The following is a 23,042-nucleotide window of genomic DNA, read 5'->3' as shown; positions in this document are numbered from 1 at the left end:
CAATCAATGAGCGCAAACCCAACTATCGCAATGGCCGGACGCAAGAGCGCAGCGCTTGACCTCGAGCATGCCGCACTGCTTTCCACGATGCGCAAGCAGCGCATGCAGGATTTTTTCTTTCACAAAGTGACCTTGCTGTTCGCGGCATCGGTCCTGCTGGTCCTGGTCGGCATCATCGTGTCGCTGATCATCGGCGCGGCGCCGGCATTCAAGGAATTCGGGCTCGGCTTCGTCGCCAGCGCCGAGTGGGATCCGGGCAACCAGAAATTCGGCGCGCTGATCCCCATCGTGGGCACCCTGGCCACCTCGATTATCGCCTTGCTGATCGCGTTTCCGGTCAGCTTCGGCATTGCACTGTTCCTTACCGAAATTTGCCCGGTCTGGCTGCGCCGCCCACTGGGCACCGCCGTCGAACTGCTGGCTGGCATTCCTTCGATCATTTACGGCATGTGGGGCGCGTTCGTGCTGGTGCCGCTGTTTTCGGAGTATGTCCAACCTTTCCTGAAAGCCACGCTCGGCCAGCTGCCGATCATCGGCAAGCTGTTCAGCGGCCCGATGATGGGCTTTTCGATCCTGGCCGCCGGCCTGGTGCTGGCAATCATGATCATCCCGTTCATCGCCTCGGTCATCCGCGACGTCTTTGAAATCGTCCCGGCCGTGCTGAAAGAGTCGGCTTACGGCCTCGGCTGCACCAAATGGGAAGTCGTGCGCAAGATCGTGCTGCCTTACACCAAGACCGGCGTGGTCGGCGGCGTCATGCTGGGCCTCGGCCGCGCCCTCGGCGAGACCATGGCGGTGACCTTTGTGATCGGTAACGCCAACAACCTGTCCTGGTCGATCTTCTCGGCTGGTAACAGTATCGCCTCGATCCTGGCCAACCAGTTCGCCGAAGCCGAGCAGCCGCTGCACACCTCGTCCCTGCTGGCGCTGGCGCTGATCTTGTTTATCATTACTTTTATCGTATTGTCCGCAGCCAAGCTGATGCTGGCCGGAATGTCGCGCAAGGAAGGCGTTAAATGAGCCAGACGATTGTTAACCCGGTCTACCGCAAGCGCCTCTGGAAGCACAGGATCGGCATCGCGCTGTCGGTGCTGGCCATGTCGGTCGGCCTGATCTTCCTGATGTGGATCCTGTCGACCCTGCTGATCAAGGGCTTCGCCGGCGTCTCGCTCGACCTGTTCCTGAACGACACGCCCGGTCCCGATAGCGAAGGCGGCGGTTTGCGCAACGCCATCCTCGGCAGTCTCATGATCGTGGGCCTGGCGACCTTCATCAGTACCCCGGTGGGCATCCTGGCGGGCGTCTACCTGGCCGAATACGGCGAAGAAAACCGCTTCGCCCAGATCACCCGCTTTGTCACCGACATCATGCTGTCGGCACCGTCGATCGTGCTCGGCATTTTTGTGTGGACACTGTATGTGAACGTGGCCGGGCACTACTCCGGCTACGCCGGCTCGATTGCGCTGTCGCTGATCGCCATCCCGGTCGTGGTGCGCACCACCGACAATATGCTGCGCCTGGTGCCGCAGAACCTGCTCGAAGCGGCGTTCGCCCTCGGCGCCCCGCGCTGGAAAGTAGCGACCACCGTGCGCCTGCGTGCCGTGAAATCGGGCGTGGTCACCGGCGTGCTGCTGGCGGTAGCGCGCATCACCGGCGAAACCGCGCCGCTGCTGTACACGGCGCTGAACAACCAGTTCTTCAGCTCCAACATGAATGCACCGATTGCCAACTTGCCGGTCGTCATTAATACCTTTGCGCAGAGCACGGCGGACAACTGGGTCAACCTGGCCTGGGCCGCGTCCTTGCTGCTGACCTTCAGCGTGTTGTTGTTGAACATCCTGTCGCGTACCATGTTCAGCCAGAAAACCACGAAATAATCGACCGAATTCTCTCATGAGCCCTATGCCTACACCGATGCCTACTGTAACGCCGAAGAACAAGACGATCGAGATTTCCGGCCTGAACTTCTTTTATGGCAAGACGCAGAGTTTGACCAACGTCAACCTCAACATTTACGAAAAGCAAGTCACGGCCTTCATCGGCCCGTCCGGCTGCGGCAAGTCGACCCTGCTGCGCACCCTGAACCGCATGTACGACCTGTATCCGGGCCAGCGCGCCGAAGGGCAGGTCATTTACCGCGGCAAGAACATTCTCGATCCGGACCAGGACGTGAACATGCTGCGCGCCAAGGTCGGCATGGTGTTCCAGAAACCGACGCCGTTTCCGATGTCGATCTACGACAACATCGCCTTCGGCGTGCGCCTGTACGAAGACCTGTCCAAGGGCGAGATGGACGAGCGCGTCGAATGGGCGCTGAAAAAAGCGGCGCTGTGGGGCGAGGTCAAGGACAAGCTGACCAAGAGCGGCCTGTCGCTCTCCGGCGGCCAGCAGCAGCGCCTGTGCATCGCGCGCGGCGTGGCGGTGAAACCGGACGTCTTGCTGTTAGATGAGCCGACCTCGGCGCTGGACCCGATTTCGACCGCGAAAGTGGAAGAACTGATCAGCGAACTGAAACAAGACTACACGATCACCATCGTGACCCACAACATGCAGCAAGCCGCGCGTTGCTCTGACTACACCGCCTATATGTACCTGGGCGAACTGGTCGAGTTCGGCGAAACCGACCAGATTTTCATGAATCCCGCGCGCAAAGAGACGCAGGATTACATCACCGGACGCTTTGGCTGAGCCACGACAATACTAATTACGGAGAGCAGCAATGATAGGCGAGCATTCATCCAAGCAGTACGATCACGAACTGGAAACCATCCGCTCCAAGGTGTTGTTGATGGGCGGCATCGTCGAGACCCAATTCCTCGACGCCATGACCTGTTTTCGGATCGGTAACCTCGAACGCGCCGACCGCGTGATCGCGGAAGACGACGAAGTCAACCAGCTGGAAGTGGCGCTCGACGACGCCTGCAGCCACCTGATCGTGCGGCGCCAGCCGACCGCCAACGACCTGCGCACGGTCATGGCGACGATCAAGGTGATTACCGATCTCGAGCGCATTGGCGACGAAGCGGCCAAGATCGCGCGTACATCGAAGAACTTGCACGGCCGCGGCGCGGTCGGCGTGAACCATTACGAAATGGTGCGCACGATTGCCACCGCCACCTCCGACATGCTGCACGATGCGCTCGACGCCTTCGCGCGCCTGGACGGCAAGCAGGCTTTGCAGCTGATCGCCCAGGATGCCGTGATCGACCATGAGTTCCGCTCGATCATGCGTAACCTGATTACCTTCATGATGGAAGACCCGCGCACGATTTCGTCGGCGCTGGACACGCTGTGGGTCGCCAAGGCAATCGAACGCATCGGCGATCATGCCAAGAACATCGCGGAATATGTCATCTACGTCGTCGAAGGCAAGGATATCCGGCATAGCAAGCCGGCCCTTTTGATTCCCGATCAACCGGTACCGTAAGAGCAATGGCAGCTGACAAAACCACTGTATTAATCGTAGAAGACGAACCGGCCATTGTTGAACTGGTGACTTTTTCCCTCCGCGAAGCCGGCTGGAATGTGTGTTCGGTGCAGAATGTGGCCGACGCCTGGGAATTCATGCAGCAACGCACGCCGCATCTGATGTTGCTGGACTGGATGTTGCCCGATCAGACGGGTTTGCGCCTGCTGTCGCGCATGCGTTCGGACCGCAATTTCCAGGACATTCCGGTGATCATGCTGACCGCCAAGAGCATGGAAGAGGACAAGATCGCGGGGCTCAACAATGGCGCCGACGATTACGTGACCAAGCCGTTTTCGCCGCGCGAATTGCTGGCGCGCGCCAAGGCGCTGTTGCGCCGCAAGAGCCCGGAGCATGACCAGGCGGTCATGAGTGCCGGACCGGTGACCCTGGACCCGGTCAGCTGCACGGTGTCGATCGACAGCCAGAAGATCGACATGGGGCATGCCGAGTTCAAGCTGCTGAAGTTCTTGCTGGCGCATCCGGAACGGGTGTTTTCGCGCAGTCAGTTGCTCGACAAGGTGTGGGGCGACCATGTGGTGATCGAGGAACGCACGGTCGACGTGCATGTGCTCAGGCTGCGCAAGGCGCTCAAGGAATCGGAAAAGCTGATCAAGACCGTGCGCAGCGTGGGGTATATGCTGTCGGAGAAGTGAAGTTGTTGATTTTAGCAGTGGCGTGACCGTATCGGAATCGCCACTGCTAACCTTAAAACCGTCTTTCCCGCCAAGGGGGCCGCCCAGGCCGGGAACGACGGGCTGTACCCTGGATTTACAAGGACACCTCCCGCAACATGAACCCCAAACTGCTGTTCTGGATCCCCGCGCTGCTGCGCATGAGCTTCATCCTGCTTGGCGCGGGCGTGTTCTGGTGGCTGTTCGGGCTGGTCTACGGCCTGGCCGTCGCCTTTTTGTCCGTCTTCATCCTGCTGTTCATCCAGCTGTCCTACCTGCACCAGCTCGGCGACTGGCTGGACGACCCGCACTCCGGCAAGCTGCCCGACGGCTGGGGTTCCTGGACCAATATCTTCTCGCGCCTGTACCGCCTGCGCCGCGACGACGAGCGCAACCAGGCCGAACTGACCGAATGGCTGGCCCGCTTCCGCCAGGCCATGCACCTGCTGCCCGACGGCGTGGCCATCATGGACGACGTGCTGTTTCTCGAATGGTGCAACCCGGCCGCCGAACGCCACCTGGGCCTGACCCTGGAGCGCGACAAGGGCATGCGCGTCACCAACCTGATCCGCCATCCGGATTTCATCGATTACATCATCCTCGGGCGCTACGAAAACCCGCTGACCCTGAGTTTCCGCGACCGCAAGCTGATCTGCCAGATCATCCCGTTCGAAAACCGGCGCCAGATCCTGGTCACGCACGACGCCACCGAAACCCAGCGCATCGAGGAAATGCGGCGCGACTTCATCGCCAACGCCTCGCACGAGCTGCGCACGCCGCTGACGGTGATCGTCGGCTTCCTCGAGATCGCGTCGAGCGAAATGAACCTCGACCCCGACACGCGCATGTCGCACCTGAAGCTGATGACCGAGCAGGGCCACCGCATGCAGCGCCTGATCGAAGACATGCTGACCCTGTCGCGCCTGGAATCGATGGATTACCCGCTGCGCAGCGAATCGGTCGATATTGCCGCGCTGATGGAGCAGGTGGTGCAGGAGGCGAGGGCGCTGTCGGGCGGCAAGCATCAGATCACGTCGAGCGTGAATGGCCCCAACATCATGGGTAACTCGGAAGAGTTGCGCAGCGCCTTCGGCAACCTGGCCTCGAACGCGGTGCGCTACACGCCGCCGGGCGGGACCGTGCACCTGGCCTGGCAGATGGGTCCGAACGGACCGCAATTCGTGGCCACCGATACCGGTATCGGGATCGACCAGAAGCACATCGCGCGCCTGACCGAACGTTTCTACCGGGTCGACAAGAGCCGCTCGCGCGAGACCCAGGGCACTGGCCTCGGCCTGGCGATCGTCAAGCACGTGCTGCTGCGCCACGGCGGCAATCTGACCATCAAGTCGGAAGCGGGCAAGGGCAGCAGTTTTATCGCGTCGCTGCCGGGGGCGTGAACAATGTGCTGAAACAAGCTTGCCTCCCGGCGGCTCCAGGTTCCCGGGAGCAGGTACAATCGTGGTCTTCGCTTCTTTGACCACCACTATGTTCACCAAACGCCGTTCCCTGATCGCCCTCGCCGTGTTGCTCGCCGGCTGCGGCACGACCACGCCTCCCGCCACCAAACCGGCCGCCGTGCCGCAACCGGCGGCCGTTGCCGTACCGAAGAAGATTCGCATCGGCCTGGCCCTTGGCGGCGGCGCCGCGCGTGGCTTCGCCCACATCGGCGTGATCAAGGCGCTCGAAGCGCAGGGCATTTACGCCGATGTCGTGGTCGGCACCAGCGCCGGCAGCGTGGTCGGTGCCATGTATGCAGCCGGCAACGATGGCTTTGCCCTGCAAAAGACCGCCATGGAAATGGATGAGGCCGAAATCTCCGACTGGGCCATGCCGCTGTTCGGCAAGTCCTCGGGCGTGCTCAAGGGTGACGCCTTGCAGAACTACGTGAACAAGGCCGTCAAGAACTTGCCGATCGAAAAACTCAAGATTCCGTTCGGCGCCGTCGCGACCGACCTCAACAATGGTCAGCCGATCCTGTTCAGGCGCGGCAATACGGGGCAGGCGGTGCGCGCGTCCTCGTCGGTGCCGAGCGTGTTCCAGCCGGTGCGTATCGGCGAGCGCTCGTATGTCGATGGCGGCCTGGTGGCGCCGGTGCCGGTGCGCTTCGCGCGTGAAATGGGGGCCGATTTCATTATCGCCGTCAATATTTCGAGCCAGACCGACGCGCAAGCGGCCGTCAGCTCGCTGGAAGTACTGATGCAGACCTTCGCCATCATGGGCCAGCGCCTCAATCATTACGAGCTCAAGGATGCCGACATCGTCATCTCGCCATCCCTGCCCAAGATGGGCAGCAACGATTTTGCCAGCCGCAACCGCGCCATCCTGGCCGGCGAGCAGGCGGCGGCGGCGGTGATGCCGCAGATCAAAGCCAAGCTCAAGGCGCGCCAGCAGTCATAAAGGCTATAGCCATTCCGATATCGGCAGGCTGCGCGCTTGCCGTAAAATTGCCCGTATTTATCACTTGGGATATCAACATGCCATCGAAACCGTACCTGAACTTTGCCGACGTCCAGAAAATCGCCGCCGCCGCACACGCCGAAGCCGTTGCCAACAACTGGGCGGTGACCATTGCCATCTGCGACGATGGCGGCCATTTGCTGTCGCTGCAGCGTCTCGACGGCGCCGCGCCATTGTCGTCGCACATCGCGCCATCGAAAGCCAAGACGGCGGCCCTGGGCCGGCGCGAGAGCAAGGTCTATGAAGACATCATCAACAACGGCCGCACCGCCTTCCTGACGGTGCCCTTCGTCGAGGGCATGCTCGAAGGCGGCGTGCCGGTGATCGTGGACGGTCACGTGATCGGCGCCGTCGGCGTGTCGGGCGTGAAATCGGACCAGGATGCGCAGATCGCCAAGGCCGGCATCGCCGCGCTGGCGCAGTAAAACGAGGCTTTAGCCGATCTGATCCGGTTTTCGCGGCCGCTCTGCTTGCAACAGAGGCGGCCGCATTCGCGTACGCTGTCATTCCCCATTCTGGAGAGCCAACATGACCGAATCAGAGAACCGTCCGCTTTTGCCTCCCTTTACCCACGATTCCGCCACGCTCAAGGTGCGCCTGGCCGAAGATGGCTGGAATTCGCGCGACCCGGCCCGCGTGGCGCTGGCCTACACCGCCGCCAGCCGCTGGCGCAACCGCGCCGAATTCGTCACCGGGCGCGAGGCCATCGCCGGCCTGCTGACGCGTAAATGGGTGCGCGAACTCGATTATCGGCTGATCAAGGAGTTGTGGGCCTTCGGCGGCAACCGGATCGCTGTGCGCTTCGCCTACGAGTGGCGCGACGACGCCGGCAACTGGTTCCGTTCCTACGGCAACGAGAACTGGGAGTTCGACGAGCATGGGCTGATGGCGCTGCGCCACGCCAGCATCAACGACCTGCCGATCCGGGAGCAGGAGCGCAAGTTCCATTGGCCCCTCGGGCGCCGCCCGGACGACCATCCGGGGCTGAGCGAGCTGGGTTTGTAAGCAGGTCCCGCCTCAGGCCCCACCCCGGCCTGACTATTCCAAGGAGCGCGATGAGCACGATGTCCAAGGCGTCGCTGGCCTCGTTTGCCATGTGTTGCATTCTCGGCAGTGCCAGCGGCGCGGCCACCGGAAGCGCCGGCCTCGACCGGGTGGCGCCGACCCGCGTGAGCAAGCTCGGGGCCGCCGACCAGGCCGGCGCGCTGGTGCGGGGACGCCAGGTGTACGACGAATCGTGCATGGTCTGCCATGCGACCGGTGTGGCCAACGCACCGCGTCCAAGCGACCGGCCGGCGTGGGACGCGCGCAACAAGCAAGGTTTCGATGTGCTGGTACGGCACGCGATCGACGGCTTCCGCTCGCATCCGCCCAAAGGGGGCATGCCGGCCCTGTCGGGCGACCAGGTGCGCGATGCGGTGTTCTACATGAGCTCGGGCCGAGCGAAGTGAGGGCGGGCGCAGTGCCGCCCACCCGTCATTCCTGCCCGAGGGCAGTCCTCAGGCGTGAATCAGCGGCCCCTGGGGCGCCGAATCGACCGCGTTGGTGCGTTCCAGCCACGCCATCAGCAGGTTCATGTCGCGCACCTCGATTTCTGGTCCCTGTACGAATCCCACCTGCGCCAGGTTGCTGGCATCGCACACCAGCTTGTTTACAGTGGGCGAGAGTTCGACCATTCTGCCGTACGCCTTCCACACCTTGCTTTCCCATTTGTGCAGGCTTGAATCGTTGAAACGGTTGTTTTCGAAGTAAACGGTGACCGAGCCGTCGCTGTTGCCGAAGCCGACCATGCCCGAGCCGTTCTTGAGCATGTCCTTGACGGCGTCTTCCGCGTTAATCTTGGGCACAAAGACCGCTGCCCGCCCGCCCGGGTTGGGGCGCTCCATCGGCGTATCTCTTCCAAACGTAGACATAATCACATTTCCTGGTAAAGGGTTTGCCCGAGGATGCTGTCTTAAATGTATAGAGGACGGTTGGCGATGTCCAGTAAAAGCGCGAAAAGCGATGCAAATGCGCCCGCCGGCGATTGCCGGAAAGCGCGCGTTGCGCTATAATTTGGAGGTTTAGCCATTCATACACCTACCGTAGCGACTACCCACTATCCCTCATTCAAAATGACACCATCCCCCAGCGCTAAGCGCGCCGGGAAACCATGGTCGTCGGTCTGACGTGGCGCAGCTACGGTAACTTTATCAGGAGTTGCCCTTGCCGCCATTTTTTTCTGGCCCCGCCGTTCCAGCCATTCTGGCTCTCGCCGATGGAACGATATTTAAAGGTTTTTCCATTGGCGCCGCCGGCCATACCACCGGGGAAGTCGTGTTCAACACGGCCATGACCGGTTACCAGGAAATCCTGACCGATCCAAGCTATTCGCGCCAACTGGTCACGCTGACCTATCCGCATATCGGCAATACGGGCGTCAATCCGGAAGACGTCGAGGCAAGCAAGGTCCACGCCGCAGGGCTGATCATCCGTGACCTGCCGCTGCTGGCATCGAACTTCCGTTCGACCCAGTCGCTGTCCGATTACCTCAAGGCCGAAAACATCGTCGCCATCTCCGGCATCGATACCCGCAAGCTGACCCGCCTGTTGCGCGAAAAGGGCGCGCAGGGCGGCGCCATCCTGGTCGGCACGCAGGGTAACGAGCCTTCGCAGGTGCAGGCGCTGGAACTGGCGCGTTCGTTCCCGGGCCTGGCCGGCATGGACCTGGCCAAGGTGGTCTCGACCACCGCCGCCTACGAGTTCCTTGAGACCGAATGGAAGCTCGGCGCTGGCTACGGCAAGCTGACCGATCCGAAGTTCCACGTTGTCGCCTTCGACTACGGCGTCAAGCGCAACATCCTGCGCATGCTGACCGAACGTGGCTGCAAAGTGACCGTGCTGCCGGCCCAGTCCAGCGCCGCCGACGCACTGGCGCTGAACCCGGACGGGATTTTTCTCGCCAACGGCCCGGGCGACCCGGAACCGTGCGACTACGCGATCGCGGCCAGCCGCGAGCTGATCGAGCGCGGCATCCCGACCTTCGGCATCTGCCTCGGTCACCAGATCATGGCGCTCGCTTCCGGCGCGCGCACGCTCAAGATGAAGTTCGGCCACCACGGCGCCAACCACCCGGTGCAGGATCTCGATTCGCGCAAGGTGATGATCACCTCGCAGAACCATGGTTTCGCGGTCGACGCGCAAACCCTGCCGGCCAACTGCCGCGTGACCCACGTATCGCTGTTCGACGGCTCGCTGCAGGGCTTCGCCCGCACCGACAAGCCGGCTTTCTGCTTCCAGGGCCACCCTGAAGCGTCGCCGGGCCCGAACGATGTAGCTTACCTGTTTGACCGCTTCATCAGCCTGATGCAAGCCGCGGAGATTAAATAATATGCCAAAGCGTAGTGACATTAAAAGTATTCTGATTATTGGCGCAGGCCCGATCATCATCGGCCAGGCTTGCGAGTTCGATTATTCCGGCGCCCAGGCGTGCAAGGCGCTGCGCGAGGAGGGCTATAAGGTCATCCTCGTCAACAGCAACCCGGCGACCATCATGACCGACCCGGAAATGGCGGACGTGACCTACATCGAGCCGATCACCTGGAAGGTCGTCGAGCGCATCATCGCCAAAGAACGTCCGGACGCGATCCTGCCGACCATGGGCGGCCAGACTGCGCTCAACTGCGCGCTCGACCTGCACAACAACGGCGTGCTCAAACAGTACAACGTGGAGCTGATCGGCGCCTCGCCCGAAGCCATCGACAAGGCCGAAGACCGCTCCAAGTTCAAGGAAGCGATGACCAAGATCGGTCTCGGTTCGGCGCGTTCCGGCGTGGCCCACTCGATGGAAGAATCGTGGGCCGTGCAGCGCGAGATGGGTTTCCCGACCATCATCCGTCCATCGTTCACCATGGGCGGCACCGGCGGCGGCATCGCCTACAACGAAGAAGAATTCGAGACCATCTGCAAGCGCGGCCTGGAAGCGTCGCCGACCAAGGAACTGCTGATCGAAGAGTCCCTGATCGGCTGGAAAGAGTACGAGATGGAAGTGGTGCGCGACAAGGCGGACAACTGCATCATCATCTGCTCGATCGAAAACCTGGACGCCATGGGCGTGCACACCGGCGACTCGATCACCGTGGCGCCGGCCCAGACCCTGACCGACAAGGAATACCAGATCATGCGTAACGCCTCCCTGGCGGTGCTGCGCGAGATCGGCGTCGACACGGGCGGCTCGAACGTGCAGTTCGCGATCAACCCGCTTGACGGCCGCATGATCGTCATCGAAATGAATCCGCGCGTCTCGCGTTCGTCCGCGCTGGCCTCGAAAGCGACCGGTTTCCCGATCGCCAAGATCGCCGCCAAGCTGGCGGTGGGCTTCACGCTCGACGAACTGCGCAACGAAATCACCGGCGGCGCAACCCCGGCCTCGTTCGAACCGTCGATCGACTACGTCGTGGTCAAGATCCCGCGCTTCACGTTCGAAAAATTTCCGGCCGCCGACCATCACCTGACCACCCAGATGAAGTCCGTCGGTGAAGTCATGGCGATTGGCCGCACCTTCCAGGAATCGTTCCAGAAGGCCCTGCGCGGCCTCGAAGTGGGCGTCGATGGCCTGAACGAGAAAACACGCGACCGCGAAAAGATCGAAGAAGAACTGGGCGAACCGGGCCCTGACCGCATCTGGTACGTGGGCGACGCCTTCGCCCAGGGCTTCACCCTGGAAGAAGTGCATCAGCTGACCCACATCGATCCGTGGTTCCTGGTGCAGATCAAGGAAATCGTCGACATCGAACTCTGGCTCGACAACCAGACGCTCGAAGCGCTCGACAAGCCGACCCTGTACAAGTTGAAGCAAAAAGGCTTTTCGGACCGCCGCCTGGCCTTCCTGCTGCACACCAGCGACAAAGTCGTGCGCGAGACGCGCCATGCGATGGGCATCCGTCCGGTGTACAAGCGGGTCGATACCTGCGCGGCCGAATTTTCGACCGATACCGCGTACATGTACTCGACCTATGACGAAGAGTGCGAGTCCAACCCGAGCGACAAGAAAAAGATCATGGTGCTGGGCGGTGGCCCGAACCGCATCGGCCAGGGTATCGAATTCGATTACTGCTGCGTGCACGCGGCGCTGGCGATGCGCGAAGACGGCTATGAGACCATCATGGTCAACTGCAACCCCGAGACCGTGTCGACCGACTACGATACCTCGGACCGCCTGTATTTCGAGTCGCTGACGCTGGAAGACGTGCTGGAGATCGTCGCCATCGAAAAGCCGGTCGGCGTGATCGTGCAGTACGGCGGCCAGACGCCCTTGAAGCTTGCGCTCGACCTGGAAGCGAACGGCGTGCCGATCATCGGCACCTCGCCCGACATGATCGACGCGGCCGAAGACCGCGAACGCTTCCAGCAAATGCTGCAAAAAATGGGCCTGCGCCAGCCGCCTAACCGCACCGCGCGCACCGAGCCTGAAGCACTGGCGCTGGCGCAGGAAATCGGTTATCCGCTGGTGGTGCGTCCATCGTATGTGCTGGGCGGGCGGGCGATGGAAATCGTCCACGAACAGCGCGACCTGGAACGCTACATGCGCGAAGCGGTCAAGGTATCGCACGATTCGCCGGTGCTGCTGGACCGCTTCCTGAACGACGCCATCGAAGTCGATGTCGACTGCATCTCCGACGGCGAAACCACCTTCATCGGCGGCGTGATGGAGCACATCGAGCAGGCTGGCGTACACTCGGGCGACTCGGCCTGTTCGCTGCCGCCGTACTCGCTCTCGCAAGAGACCATCGATGAACTCAAGCGCCAGACCTCGCTGATGGCCAAGGGCCTGAACGTGATCGGCCTGATGAACGTGCAGTTCGCGATCCAGAAGACCGAAGTCGATGGCGCCATGACCGACACGGTATTCGTACTGGAAGTGAATCCGCGCGCCTCGCGCACGGTGCCGTTCGTCTCCAAAGCGACCGGCCTGCAGCTGGCCAAGATCGCGGCGCGCTGCATGGTCGGCCAGACCCTCGAATCGCAGGGCATCACGACCGAAGTCGTGCCGCCGTTCTACAGCGTGAAGGAAGCCGTGTTCCCGTTCGTGAAATTCCCTGGCGTGGACACCATTCTCGGACCCGAGATGAAGTCCACCGGTGAAGTCATGGGCGTTGGCATGACCTTCGGCGAAGCGTTCGTCAAGTCGCAGATGGGCGCCGGCGTCAAGCTGCCCGAATCGGGCAAGGTGTTCCTGTCGGTGAAGGGTTCGGACAAGCCGCGCGCGGTCAAGGTGGCGCGCGACTTGCAGTCGATGGGCTTCCAGGTCGTGGCGACCAAGGGCACGGCGGCGGTGATCACCGCGGCGGGCATTCCGTGCCAGGCCGTGAACAAGATGATCGAAGGCCGTCCGCACGTGGTCGACATGATCAAGAACCACGAGATCGCGCTGGTGATCAACACGGTTGAAGAAAAACGCAGTGCGATCGTCGACTCGCGCCAGATCCGGATTTCAGCTTTGGCCGCGCGCGTGACGACATACACTACAATAGCGGGTGCGGAGGCTGCGGTCGAAGGCATGCGTCATCTCGACGAGTTGCGGGTCTACGATTTACAAGGCCTTCATAAAACCTTAAACTAAGGGAACTTCGAAAAACCTACTGCGCGGCGTCATTTTCGCCCTGCGATGCTCACCGTACCTTCGTACGGCTGCGCTTCTCGGACGAAACTGACGCCGCTCGCTACGGTCTTTCGAGGCCCCCTTAAGCGGCACGCAGTACCCCTGACCACAGGGCGCGCGAAGGACATCCTCCATCGCGCGCCCTGTGGTTTTCACTTTTCAGTAGAAACGCGAATACGACATGAACACATCTGTTCCACTTACCAAATACGGCGCCGAACTGCTCAAGGAAGAGCTGCATCAGCTCAAGACCAAGGAGCGCCGCAGTGTGATCGACGCGATCGCCGAGGCGCGCTCGCATGGCGATTTGTCCGAGAACGCCGAATACGACGCCGCCAAGGAGCGCCAGGCATTCGTCGAAGGCCGCATCGCGGAGCTGGAAGGCAAATTGGGCGCCGCGCAGATCATCGATCCGACCACCCTGGACGCCGAAGGGCGCGTGGTGTTCGCCTCCACCGTCGACCTGGAAGACCTGGACAATGGCGCCAAGGTGACCTACCAGATCGTCGGCCTGGACGAAGCGGACCTGAAACTCAATAAAGTCTCGGTCACCTCGCCGATCGCGCGCGCCTTGATCGGCAAGTATGCCGGCGACGTGGTCGAAGTGCAGGCGCCATCCGGCCCGCGCGAATACGAAATCCTCGAAGTCAAGTACATCTGATGCTGCTTGTGCGGGCGCTTGGATCAGCGCGTCTGCTGCTGGTGACCGCATGGGCGGGCAGTTTGTGGACGGTGGGCTATCTGGTGGCCCCGACCCTGTTCCGCACCCTGTCCGACAGCGTGCTGGCCGGGACCATTGCGGGCAGCATGTTCAGGGCCGAAGCGATCGTGTCGCTGGTGTGCGGCGTGGGTTTGCTGGCCTTGCTGGCGCTCGACAAGGGTGTCGACGCCAAACGGCGCCGCTTGCTGATGCTGGTGGTGGCGGGGATGCTCGCGTTGCAGGCGGTCGGCAGCCTGGGGCTGGGACCGATGATGGCGGCGCTCAAAGAGGCGGCGCCCGGCGGCGTGCTGGAAGCGGCCGCGCGCAAGCAATTCGGCATGCTGCACGGGGTGTCGATGGTGTTGTATTTGATGCAGAGCGTGCTGGCGGCGGTGCTGGTGTTCAAGAACCCGAGACCGTAGCGCTGGGCGCCACTGTCGTATCTGCCATTGTCGTCGTTCTCACCACTGCCCCGTCGTTCCCGCGCAGGCGGGAACGACGGTGGATGCCGGGAATGACGGTAGAGCAACGCGGGGATTATTTCCCCAGCGCGCCTTTCTTCGGGCTGGTCTGGCGCGGCTTGGCGCGCTTGATGGTGCCGCCTTCCGTCACACGCTCATTGCCCTTGATCATGACCTTGGTCACGGACGGGCGCTTGGTACCGCTTGCGCTCGCTTTAACAATGGTAACTTCGCGCATTCCTTTACCCGACTTGCCGCTGCGTTCTTTGACCACTTCCACTTTGGGACGGTAAATAACCAGCAGTTTGCCGATGTGTTGCACCGGAGCCGCATCGAGCTCGGTACAAATGTTCTCGTAGATTTCAGCGCGCATGGCGCGGTCGTCGCCGAACACGCGGACCTTGATCAGGCCGTGCGAGTCGAGGCTGGCCGAGATCTCTTTGATCACGGCAGGCGTCAGACCCGCTTCGCCGATGATGACGACTGGCTTGAGCGCATGCGCTTCAGCGCGCAGTGCGCTGCGCTCGACGGGGGTAAGTTTTTGCATAATATTTTTAGATAATCCTTTAAAAGCAGTATTCTACGCGAATGGCAAAGAACAAATTAAACAAAAACTGGTTGCACGACCACATAAACGACCCCTACGTGAAGTTAGCGCAGAAAGAGGGTTACCGTGCACGCGCCGCCTACAAGCTCAAGGAAATCGACGAGAGCGAAAAGCTGATCAAATCCGGCCAGGTCATCGTCGACCTCGGCTGCACCCCGGGCAGCTGGGGCCAGTATGTGCGGCGCAAACTCGCCGGCAAGGATGGCGGCGGCATCAACGGCACCATCATCGGCCTCGACATGCTGCCGATGGAGCCGATCGCCGACATGCATTTTATCCTGGGCGACTTCCGCGAGGCGCGCATCCTGCGCCAGCTCGACACCATCCTGGCCGGCCGCAAGTGCGACCTGGTGCTGTCGGACATGGCGCCCAATCTGTCGGGCATCCCCACGGCCGATTCGGCCCGCATGGAGCACCTGATCGACCTGGCGATCGAGTTTTCGCAATTCCACATGAAACCGAGCGGTGCTTTGGTGGTCAAATGTTTCAAGGACATGGGCTTCAGCCAGATTGTGGAAAAGTTCCGCGCCGAGTTCAAGGTTGTCAAACAGATCAAGCCGAAGGCCAGCCGCGATAAATCGTCCGAAATTTTCCTTGTCGGTAAGGGACTGAAAAATCCTACCGACAAGAATACCGCGCTGGAAGAAGAATCTCCCCTTGATATTTGATGGGTTTAGCCGCACATCAGCCAAGGAAAGCCGCAAAAGGCATGGAAATTGGGTAAGAGTTGCCTGATTTTCATGGCTTTTCAGTAGTTTTTCGGCCCGGCAGCGGGGCGTGCGTGGCACCGCCTGCTTATTGCGAGTAAAATCGGCGTTCTAAAATCGGTAAAAAGATGCGCCTGCATCGAAGGAGTTTTCGTGAATAATATGTTTTCAAAATCCGCTATCTGGGTAGTCGTTGCCCTGTTGTTGTTCATGCTGTTCCGGCAGTTCGACAACCACAACGTTGCCGGCGGCAGCAAGTCCATCGCTTATTCCGAACTGCTCGATGACGTCAAGGCCCGGCGCATCAAGGATGTGGTGATCGAAGGGCAGAACATCACCGCCACCCGCACGGACGATACCAAGGTGCGCTCCACCGCCACCTTGCTCGACCGCGGCCTGGTGGGCGACCTGCGCGACGCAGGCATTCGTTTCGACATCAAACCGCCGGAAGAAACCTCGTTCCTGCAGACCGTGATCATTTCCTGGTTCCCGTTCCTGTTGCTGATCGGCGTCTGGATTTTCTTCATGCGCCAGATGCAGGGCGGCGGCAAGGGCGGCGCGTTTTCCTTCGGCAAGTCGAAGGCCCGCATGATGGATGAAACCAACAACACCGTCACCTTCGCCGACGTCGCCGGTTGCGACGAAGCGAAAGAAGAAGTCAACGAAATCGTCGACTTTCTCAAGGACCCGACCAAATTCCAGAAGCTGGGCGGCCGTATCCCGCGCGGCGTGCTGATGGTCGGCCCTCCGGGCACGGGTAAAACCCTGCTGGCACGTGCCATTGCCGGCGAAGCCAAAGTGCCGTTCTTCTCGATTTCCGGTTCGGACTTCGTTGAAATGTTCGTCGGCGTCGGTGCGAGCCGCGTGCGCGACATGTTCGAGAACGCGAAAAAACACTCGCCTTGCATCATTTTCATCGACGAGATCGACGCGGTCGGCCGTCACCGTGGCGCCGGCATGGGCGGCGGTAACGACGAGCGCGAACAAACGCTGAATCAACTGCTGGTCGAGATGGACGGTTTTGAAGCAAGCTCCGGCGTGATCGTGGTTGCCGCAACCAACCGCGCCGACGTACTCGACAAGGCGCTGCTGCGTCCGGGCCGTTTCGACCGCCAGGTCATGGTGGGCTTGCCGGACATCCGCGGCCGCGAACAGATTCTCAATGTGCACATGCGCAAGGTGCCTATCGGCGCCGACGTCAAGGCCGACATCCTGGCACGCGGTACGCCTGGCTTCTCGGGCGCCGACCTGGCCAACCTGGTCAATGAAGCAGCCCTGTTCGCCGCGCGCCGCAGCAAGCGCCTGGTGGAAATGAGCGACTTCGAAGACGCGAAAGACAAGATCTACATGGGTCCCGAGCGTAAATCGATGGTCATGCGTGAAGAAGAGCGCCGCAACACCGCGTACCACGAGTCCGGCCACGCCGTCATCGCCAAGCTGCTGCCGAAGGCCGACCCGGTTCACAAGGTCACCATCATGCCGCGTGGTTATGCCCTGGGCCTGACCTGGCAGCTGCCTGAACACGATGTGCTGTCCGGCTACAAGGACAAGATGCTGGAAGAAATCTCGATCCTGTTCGGTGGCCGTATCGCCGAAGAACTGTTCGTCGGTCAGATGTCGACCGGTGCGTCCAACGACTTCTCGCGTGCCACCAAGCTGGCGCGCTCGATGGTGACGCGTTTCGGCATGAGCGACAGCATGGGCGTGATGGTCTACGAAGACAGCGAAAACGAAGGTTTCTTCGGCGGCGCCACCAAGACCATTTCCGAGGCGACCCAGCAAAAGGTCGATGCCGAGATCCGTTCGATCCTCGACACGCAGTACGCGCTCTCGCGCCGCCTGCTGGAAGAGAACCGCGACAAGGTCGAAAAAATGACCCAGGCGCTGCTCGACTGGGAAACCATCGACGCCGACCAGATCAACGACATCATGGCCGGCAACGAGCCACGCGAGCCGAAGTCGGGCGTCCTGACCAAGCGCACGCCGCCTCCGGGCGACAGCGGTCCGGGCGGAGTTTCACCGAACGCGACAGCACCGGCGTAAATCTCTCCGATTCTTGCAAGGTTGTATATAATGCCGTTCAGACAAGACTGAACGGCATTTTTTATGGTCGATCGATTAACATCATGATGTAGACGCAATGCGACAATATTTTCAATGCGGCCGTTTCGGCTTCGATCTGGCGGCCAAGCCGCTGGTCATGGGCATCCTGAACGTCACGCCCGATTCGTTTTCGGACGGCGGGCGCTTCGGTTCGCTCGAATTCGCGCTCTCGCGCGCCGAGGAAATGGTGAGCGAGGGCGTCGATCTGATCGACATCGGCGGCGAATCGAGCCGTCCGGGTGCGCCGCCACTGGCGCTGGACGAGGAACTGCGGCGCGTGATGCCGGTGCTGTATGCGCTGCGCGAGCTCGGCAAGCCCTTGTCGATCGACACCTACAAGCCGGAAGTGATGCGCGAAGCAATCCTGGCCGGGGTCGACATGATCAACGACATCAACGCGTTTCGGGCGCCCGGCGCCCTGGACGCGGTGGCGGGCAGCGACTGCGCGCTGTGCGTGATGCACATGCAGAGCGCGCCGCAGACCATGCAGCAGGCCCCAAGCTACGATGACGTGGTGCGCGAGGTGAGGGATTTTTTGCGCGAGCGCATCGAAGCCATGCTGGCCATCGGCATCGAGCGCCAGCGCATCTGCATCGACCCCGGCTTTGGATTTGGCAAGACGGTGGAACACAACTACGCCTTGTTGCGCAATATCGGGAACCTGCAGCGCGAACTTGGGTTGCCGGTGCTGGCCGGTGTGTCGCGCAAGTCGATGATCGGGGCCGTGACCGGCAAGCCGGTCGAGCAGCGCCTGGCCGGCAGCTTGGCCGGCGCACTGGCTGCGGTGGCGCAGGGCGCGCGCGTCGTGCGCGTGCATGATGTTGTTGAAACGGTCGATGCACTCACGGTGTGGCAAGCTGCCACGACGCATTCATTCATTAATTCATTCACTGAGTAAAAGAGAAAACATGGCACGTAAATATTTCGGTACGGACGGTGTGCGTGGGCTGGTGGGCGTGGCGCCAATCACCCCTGATTTCGTGATGCGCCTCGGCTACGCCGCCGGTAAAGTCCTGGCCAAAACCAACGCCGCCTCCGGCCGTCCGACGGTCCTGATCGGCAAGGACACGCGTATCTCGGGATACATGCTCGAATCCGCGCTGGAAGCGGGCTTCAACGCCGCCGGCGTGGACGTGATGCTGGCCGGCCCGATGCCGACCCCGGCCGTGGCCTACCTGACGCGCGCGCTGCGCCTGTCCGCCGGTGTCGTGATTTCCGCGTCGCACAACCCATTCCAGGATAACGGCATCAAGTTCTTCTCCGAGCACGGCACCAAGCTGCCGGACGCGGTCGAACAAGAAATCGAAGCCATGATCGACCTGCCGATGGAATGCGTGCCGGCCGAAAAGCTGGGCCGCGCCAAGCGCCTGGAAGATGCCAAGGGCCGCTACATCGAATTTTGCAAAAGCACCTTCCCGAACGAGCTCGACCTGCGCGGCCTGCGCATCGTGCTCGACTGCGCGCACGGCGCCGCGTACCACATCGCACCGCACGTGTTCCACGAGCTGGGCGCGGAAGTCATTGCCATCGGCAACAAGCCGAACGGCTTTAACATCAACGACGGCTTCGGCGCGACCGCGCCGAAAGCCATGGCGCAAGCCGTGCTCGAACACCGCGCCGATCTGGGCATTGCGCTCGACGGGGATGCCGACCGCCTGGTCATGTGCGACAGCGCCGGCCGCATCTACAACGGCGACGAGCTGCTGTACGTCATGGTGCGCGACCGCATGACGACCGGCCCGGTGGCCGGCGCCGTCGGCACCCTGATGACCAATATGGCGCTGGAAGTGGCGTTCAAGGAACTCGGCGTCGGCTTCGCGCGCGCCAAGGTGGGCGACCGCTACGTGCTGGAAGTGATGAAAGAGAACGGCTGGCTGTTTGGCGGCGAAGGCTCCGGCCACTTGCTGGCGCTCGACAAGCACACCACCGGTGACGGTATCGTATCCGCGCTGCAGGTGCTGTCCGCGCTCAAGCGCAGCGGCAAGGGCCTGGACAAGTGCTGCAAGGAGCTGGTCCTGTATCCGCAGACCTTGATCAACGTCAAAGTGCCGTCCGGCTTCGACTGGACCAAGCATCCCGACATGGTGGCCGAGAAGGAAGCCGTGGAAGCGGAGCTGGGCGATACGGGTCGTGTGCTGATCCGCGCATCGGGCACCGAGCCGCTGATCCGCGTGATGGTGGAAGCAAAGAATGCGCAGGTCGCCGAATCGACCGCGCGCCGGATCGCCAGCAAGGTGCCGGCGTAAGCGGACAGTAGCGGCGGGGGAGGGCGCGTCTTTGCATGGGCGCGCCGGTAAAAGGTTTCGTGGTACTTCAGCTCAGTTTTCCTGGTTTCAACATTTCACAGAAAACTTCACGATGTGCCGTTGACGTTTGCAATTCCCCCGACGTATAATAACGTCTTCGGAGTGTGGCGCAGTCCGGTAGCGCACCTGGTTTGGGACCAGGGGGTCCAAGGTTCGAATCCTTGTACTCCGACCAAGTTAAAGACGGGCTGTCATTCATTTGACGGCCCGTTTTCATTTCCGCGAGGGTTCTTACTTGCGGCAAATTGCCCTCAGCTCGGGTAACATATCGACATCATCAACACCGCCTGTCGTTCAACGGATAGGACCTCGCTCTTCTAAAGCGATCATGGGGGTTCGATTCCCTCCAGGCGGACCATCTTCCTTCTCTTCCCGGTTTTCCACTGGTACGCAAGCGGCTGCACGCCCGCTTCCTGTCGACTACGCAATTGGATTGCACGGCGAGTTGCATCGTGCCACAGCGGCGCGTTTACACGTCGCATCGACGCATGCTTGTGCAGCCGGCCTGCGATAACGGATTGGCGTTTTCATCCCCTCTGTATGTTCAGGCTCTCTCTGTAGGGATAGATTTCGGACCTACTGAGCGAAACTTTAAGAGTTCCCTTGGAGGAAGCAAGAAAGAATGTTAGCCTTGCAACTTTCCGAAATACAATTTTCAAAGCTTGCAAGCAATCGAATCCTCTCGCTCTTTTCTGTTCCGCTGCCATGGTATGGCGCGACCGTCAGGCGGGCGGAGTCAGTTTCGCGACGTTCGACTGTACTGACATGCTTGACATCGCCAGGAGATTCCATTGACCCATACCCTCACCGCCAAAGAACAGTCGCTAGCCAAGATCTTCAGTGACGACTACGTATTCACCATCCCCGGCTACCAACGCCCCTACGCTTGGGGTATTGAGCAAGCGCAGGAATTGCTGGACGACTTGCTGGGGGCGCTGCGAGCCGCCCCCGAACAACTTAACGAGGGCGCACCCTATTTTTTGGGGAGCATCGTTCTTATCAAAAGCGATGTACAGCCCGAGGCTACGGTGGTCGATGGCCAACAGCGCCTTACTACGCTGACTTTGCTACTGTCGGCTGTCCGCGCTACGGTCGAGGACGCTGCTGTGCAGGCTGGCATTACCAAGCGCATATACGAGCACGGGGACGTGGTCTCGGCTACACAGGCGCGCTATCGATTGCTGTTGCGCGACCGGGACCGCGAGTTTTTCCGCCAATACGTCCAGCACGAAGGTGGAATGCAATCGCTCGCTTTGCTCAACACCAAGCTCCCGGATGCGCAAGTCCGGCTGCGTGCCAACGCGATTGTATTCATGACTGCTCTGTCCAAGCTGAGCCAGTCGGAACTTGTGCGGCTGGTACAGTTCATCATCACCCGCTGCTATCTTGTGACCGTCGCTACGCCAGACCTTGATTCGGCCTATCGCATATTCGGGGTATTGAACAGCCGGGGCTTGGACCTGAGTGCGACGGATATTCTCAAGGCTGAAATCATTGGCGGCATTGCACCCGAACTGCGCGATCTTTACACGAAGAAATGGGAAGATGAGGAAGAGGACTTGGGGCGCGACGAGTTTGGTGACTTGTTCGGACATATTCGCATGGTCTACCGCAAGGCAAAACCACACGGAACCTTGCTGAAAGAGTTCAAGGAACATGTGACGCCTGCTCAGATGCCACGTGCGTTTGTCGACGACGTGCTTCTTCCGATGGCACAGGCTTTCAGTGAGCTCCGCAGCGCTGATTATTCCAGCCACAAGCACGCGGAGCAGGTGAACGAACACTTAAGCTGGCTTAATCGGCTCGAGTTCAAGGATTGGTTACCGCCTGCCTTGTCGTTCTTTGTTCGACACCGTAACGAACCTGAAGTCGTGCTAAGTTTCTTCCGTGACCTGGAGCGTCTCGGCTATTCAATGATGGTACGCAAGAGCGGCGTCAACGAACGCGTTGAGCGCTTCTCGGCTTTGACAGGCGCTGTCGAAAAAGCGCAAGATCTGAGTGGGACAGGTTCGCCTCTGCAACTTACCCAGCAGGAGCAGCACGATACCTATACGGCGCTCGATGGTTCGCTGTACGAGACACATTCACCGCGAGCTCTGGCGATTCTGCTTCTTCGCCTGGACCGTCTGATGTCCGATAAAACTGCGACCTACCAGCACAACGTCGTCTCGGTCGAACATGTCATGCCACAACAACCAGCGCCTAACAGTCAGTGGTTGAACTGGGTGAGTGAAGCTGCAGTACATCAACGATGGGTGCATCGCTTGGGCAATCTGACGCTTCTTAGCCGAAGCAAGAACAGTGCGGCAAGCAACTTTGAATTCGAAAAAAAGAAGACCGCCTATTTCACCAAGGGAGGCGTGTCTTCCTTCGCTCTCACGACCCAACTGTTGCAACAATCCAAGTGGACAGAGTCTGTCATGCAAGGACGACAGGAAGCGATGCTCAAGACCTTGGAATTGCATTGGCGTCTCCACGACCGCAAGAGTAGGGCTGACTTGGGCGAGGCGCTGCTGGCGGAACTGGCCGCCGCAGGCAATGAGGCAGTTTTTGAGCTGGAAAGTGCCAAGCATGGCATTAGCGCTACGGCCCGGGAGAGTGGCAAGACCTTTACCGTGCTGGCAGGCTCGCGCGCGAAGCTCGAATGGATGGGCCAGCCGCATTCATACCAACAACTGCGCGAAAGTTTGCTCAGCGCCGGTACGCTCAAGATCGCTGACGACGGCAATAGTCTGGTGTTTACCAAGGACGAGAATTTTAAAAGTCCCAGTGCTGCCTCTGCAACCGTATTGGCGCGCACAGATAATGGTCGACACAGCTGGCGATTGAAAGGCACATCGGTGAACTATGCCGCTTGGCAAGAAAACCTGCCATTGAATCAGCCCGCCACTGGCCGCGCGGAAGAATAGCATTGTGAT

21 protein-coding genes and 2 tRNA genes are annotated in these 23,042 nt (G+C 60.8%); 21 read left to right on the top strand and 2 right to left on the bottom strand.

From position 1 onward, the window contains the following. The first annotated feature begins 30 nt into the window (after positions 1–30). From pstC to F2P45_RS01975, 10 genes are all read left to right on the top strand, one after another. Complete coding sequence (gene pstC, locus F2P45_RS02020; protein ID WP_229504890.1) at positions 31–1,020, top strand: phosphate ABC transporter permease subunit PstC; 990 nt, start codon at positions 31–33, stop codon at positions 1,018–1,020. Next, a complete protein-coding gene (gene pstA / locus F2P45_RS02015; protein WP_166870094.1) occupies positions 1,017–1,877 on the top strand; it encodes a phosphate ABC transporter permease PstA in 861 nt (286 codons plus the stop codon). The genes pstC and pstA overlap by 4 nt, the downstream gene beginning before the upstream one ends. A 25-nt stretch (positions 1,878–1,902) precedes the next feature. Then, on the top strand, positions 1,903–2,688 hold the full coding sequence (gene pstB, locus F2P45_RS02010; protein ID WP_187367125.1) for a phosphate ABC transporter ATP-binding protein PstB: 786 nt from the start codon (positions 1,903–1,905) through the stop codon (positions 2,686–2,688). Between the two features lie 31 nt (positions 2,689–2,719). Beyond that, positions 2,720–3,427 carry a phosphate signaling complex protein PhoU gene (phoU, locus tag F2P45_RS02005; RefSeq protein WP_166870092.1) on the top strand — a complete coding sequence of 236 codons (708 nt, stop codon included), beginning with the start codon at positions 2,720–2,722 and terminating at the stop codon, positions 3,425–3,427. Positions 3,428–3,432: 5 nt separating this feature from the next. Continuing rightward, entirely contained in the window at positions 3,433–4,122 is a 690-nt protein-coding gene (locus F2P45_RS02000) for a response regulator (RefSeq protein WP_166870091.1), read from the top strand. Between the two features lie 137 nt (positions 4,123–4,259). Then, a complete protein-coding gene (gene phoR / locus F2P45_RS01995; RefSeq protein WP_166870090.1) occupies positions 4,260–5,540 on the top strand; it encodes a phosphate regulon sensor histidine kinase PhoR in 1,281 nt (426 codons plus the stop codon). Between the two features lie 88 nt (positions 5,541–5,628). Continuing rightward, the gene (locus tag F2P45_RS01990) at positions 5,629–6,540 is read left to right on the top strand and encodes a patatin-like phospholipase family protein (RefSeq protein ID WP_166870089.1); all 912 of its coding nucleotides are present in this window, start codon (positions 5,629–5,631) and stop codon (positions 6,538–6,540) included. 77 nt (positions 6,541–6,617) lie between these two features. Beyond that, positions 6,618–7,025: a GlcG/HbpS family heme-binding protein gene (locus F2P45_RS01985; protein ID WP_166870088.1), complete on the top strand. Its 408-nt coding sequence runs from the start codon at positions 6,618–6,620 to the stop codon at positions 7,023–7,025. 103 nt (positions 7,026–7,128) lie between these two features. Beyond that, positions 7,129–7,605 carry a nuclear transport factor 2 family protein gene (locus F2P45_RS01980; protein ID WP_166870087.1) on the top strand — a complete coding sequence of 159 codons (477 nt, stop codon included), beginning with the start codon at positions 7,129–7,131 and terminating at the stop codon, positions 7,603–7,605. A 50-nt stretch (positions 7,606–7,655) separates the two neighbouring features. Further along, positions 7,656–8,051 carry a c-type cytochrome gene (locus F2P45_RS01975; RefSeq protein WP_166870086.1) on the top strand — a complete coding sequence of 132 codons (396 nt, stop codon included), beginning with the start codon at positions 7,656–7,658 and terminating at the stop codon, positions 8,049–8,051. Positions 8,052–8,099: 48 nt separating this feature from the next. On the opposite strand, the gene F2P45_RS01970 is transcribed toward F2P45_RS01975, so the two are convergent. After that, positions 8,100–8,513 carry a hypothetical protein gene (locus F2P45_RS01970; protein ID WP_166870085.1) on the bottom strand — a complete coding sequence of 138 codons (414 nt, stop codon included), beginning with the start codon at positions 8,511–8,513 and terminating at the stop codon, positions 8,100–8,102. Between the two features lie 292 nt (positions 8,514–8,805). Between F2P45_RS01970 and carA the strand changes: the two genes are divergently transcribed. From carA to F2P45_RS01950, 4 genes are all read left to right on the top strand, one after another. Next, positions 8,806–9,969 carry a glutamine-hydrolyzing carbamoyl-phosphate synthase small subunit gene (gene carA, locus F2P45_RS01965; protein WP_166870084.1) on the top strand — a complete coding sequence of 388 codons (1,164 nt, stop codon included), beginning with the start codon at positions 8,806–8,808 and terminating at the stop codon, positions 9,967–9,969. Between the two features lies 1 nt (position 9,970). After that, positions 9,971–13,201: a carbamoyl-phosphate synthase large subunit gene (gene carB, locus F2P45_RS01960; protein WP_166870083.1), complete on the top strand. Its 3,231-nt coding sequence runs from the start codon at positions 9,971–9,973 to the stop codon at positions 13,199–13,201. 220 nt (positions 13,202–13,421) lie between these two features. Beyond that, positions 13,422–13,901: a transcription elongation factor GreA gene (greA, locus tag F2P45_RS01955; RefSeq protein ID WP_166870082.1), complete on the top strand. Its 480-nt coding sequence runs from the start codon at positions 13,422–13,424 to the stop codon at positions 13,899–13,901. Next, a complete protein-coding gene (locus tag F2P45_RS01950) occupies positions 13,901–14,362 on the top strand; it encodes a DUF4149 domain-containing protein (protein ID WP_166870081.1) in 462 nt (153 codons plus the stop codon). The genes greA and F2P45_RS01950 overlap by 1 nt, the downstream gene beginning before the upstream one ends. A 115-nt stretch (positions 14,363–14,477) precedes the next feature. On the opposite strand, the gene F2P45_RS01945 is transcribed toward F2P45_RS01950, so the two are convergent. Then, positions 14,478–14,948: a YhbY family RNA-binding protein gene (locus tag F2P45_RS01945; protein WP_166870080.1), complete on the bottom strand. Its 471-nt coding sequence runs from the start codon at positions 14,946–14,948 to the stop codon at positions 14,478–14,480. Between the two features lie 41 nt (positions 14,949–14,989). Here F2P45_RS01945 and F2P45_RS01940 point away from each other — a divergent pair, with 41 nt between their 5' ends. From F2P45_RS01940 to F2P45_RS01910, 7 genes are all read left to right on the top strand, one after another. Further along, positions 14,990–15,676 (top strand): RlmE family RNA methyltransferase, encoded by a 687-nt coding sequence (locus F2P45_RS01940; RefSeq protein ID WP_099880503.1) that lies wholly within the window; start codon positions 14,990–14,992, stop codon positions 15,674–15,676. A 192-nt stretch (positions 15,677–15,868) separates the two neighbouring features. Further along, positions 15,869–17,758: an ATP-dependent zinc metalloprotease FtsH gene (ftsH, locus tag F2P45_RS01935; RefSeq protein WP_166870079.1), complete on the top strand. Its 1,890-nt coding sequence runs from the start codon at positions 15,869–15,871 to the stop codon at positions 17,756–17,758. A 97-nt stretch (positions 17,759–17,855) separates the two neighbouring features. Next, a complete protein-coding gene (gene folP, locus F2P45_RS01930) occupies positions 17,856–18,716 on the top strand; it encodes a dihydropteroate synthase (RefSeq protein ID WP_166870078.1) in 861 nt (286 codons plus the stop codon). 10 nt (positions 18,717–18,726) lie between these two features. Next, entirely contained in the window at positions 18,727–20,064 is a 1,338-nt protein-coding gene (gene glmM / locus F2P45_RS01925; protein ID WP_166870077.1) for a phosphoglucosamine mutase, read from the top strand. Between the two features lie 158 nt (positions 20,065–20,222). Beyond that, positions 20,223–20,299, top strand: a tRNA-Pro gene (locus tag F2P45_RS01920). A 108-nt stretch (positions 20,300–20,407) separates the two neighbouring features. Continuing rightward, positions 20,408–20,482: transfer RNA gene (locus tag F2P45_RS01915), tRNA-Arg, on the top strand. Between the two features lie 433 nt (positions 20,483–20,915). Then, positions 20,916–23,033 (top strand): DUF4357 domain-containing protein, encoded by a 2,118-nt coding sequence (locus tag F2P45_RS01910; RefSeq protein ID WP_166870076.1) that lies wholly within the window; start codon positions 20,916–20,918, stop codon positions 23,031–23,033. The last annotated feature ends 9 nt before the right edge of the window (positions 23,034–23,042 follow it).

This window comes from Massilia mucilaginosa, from assembly GCF_011682145.1.
GTDB lineage: Bacteria > Pseudomonadota > Gammaproteobacteria > Burkholderiales > Burkholderiaceae_D > Telluria_A > Telluria_A mucilaginosa.
This window is presented reverse-complemented; position numbering and strand designations above follow the sequence as displayed.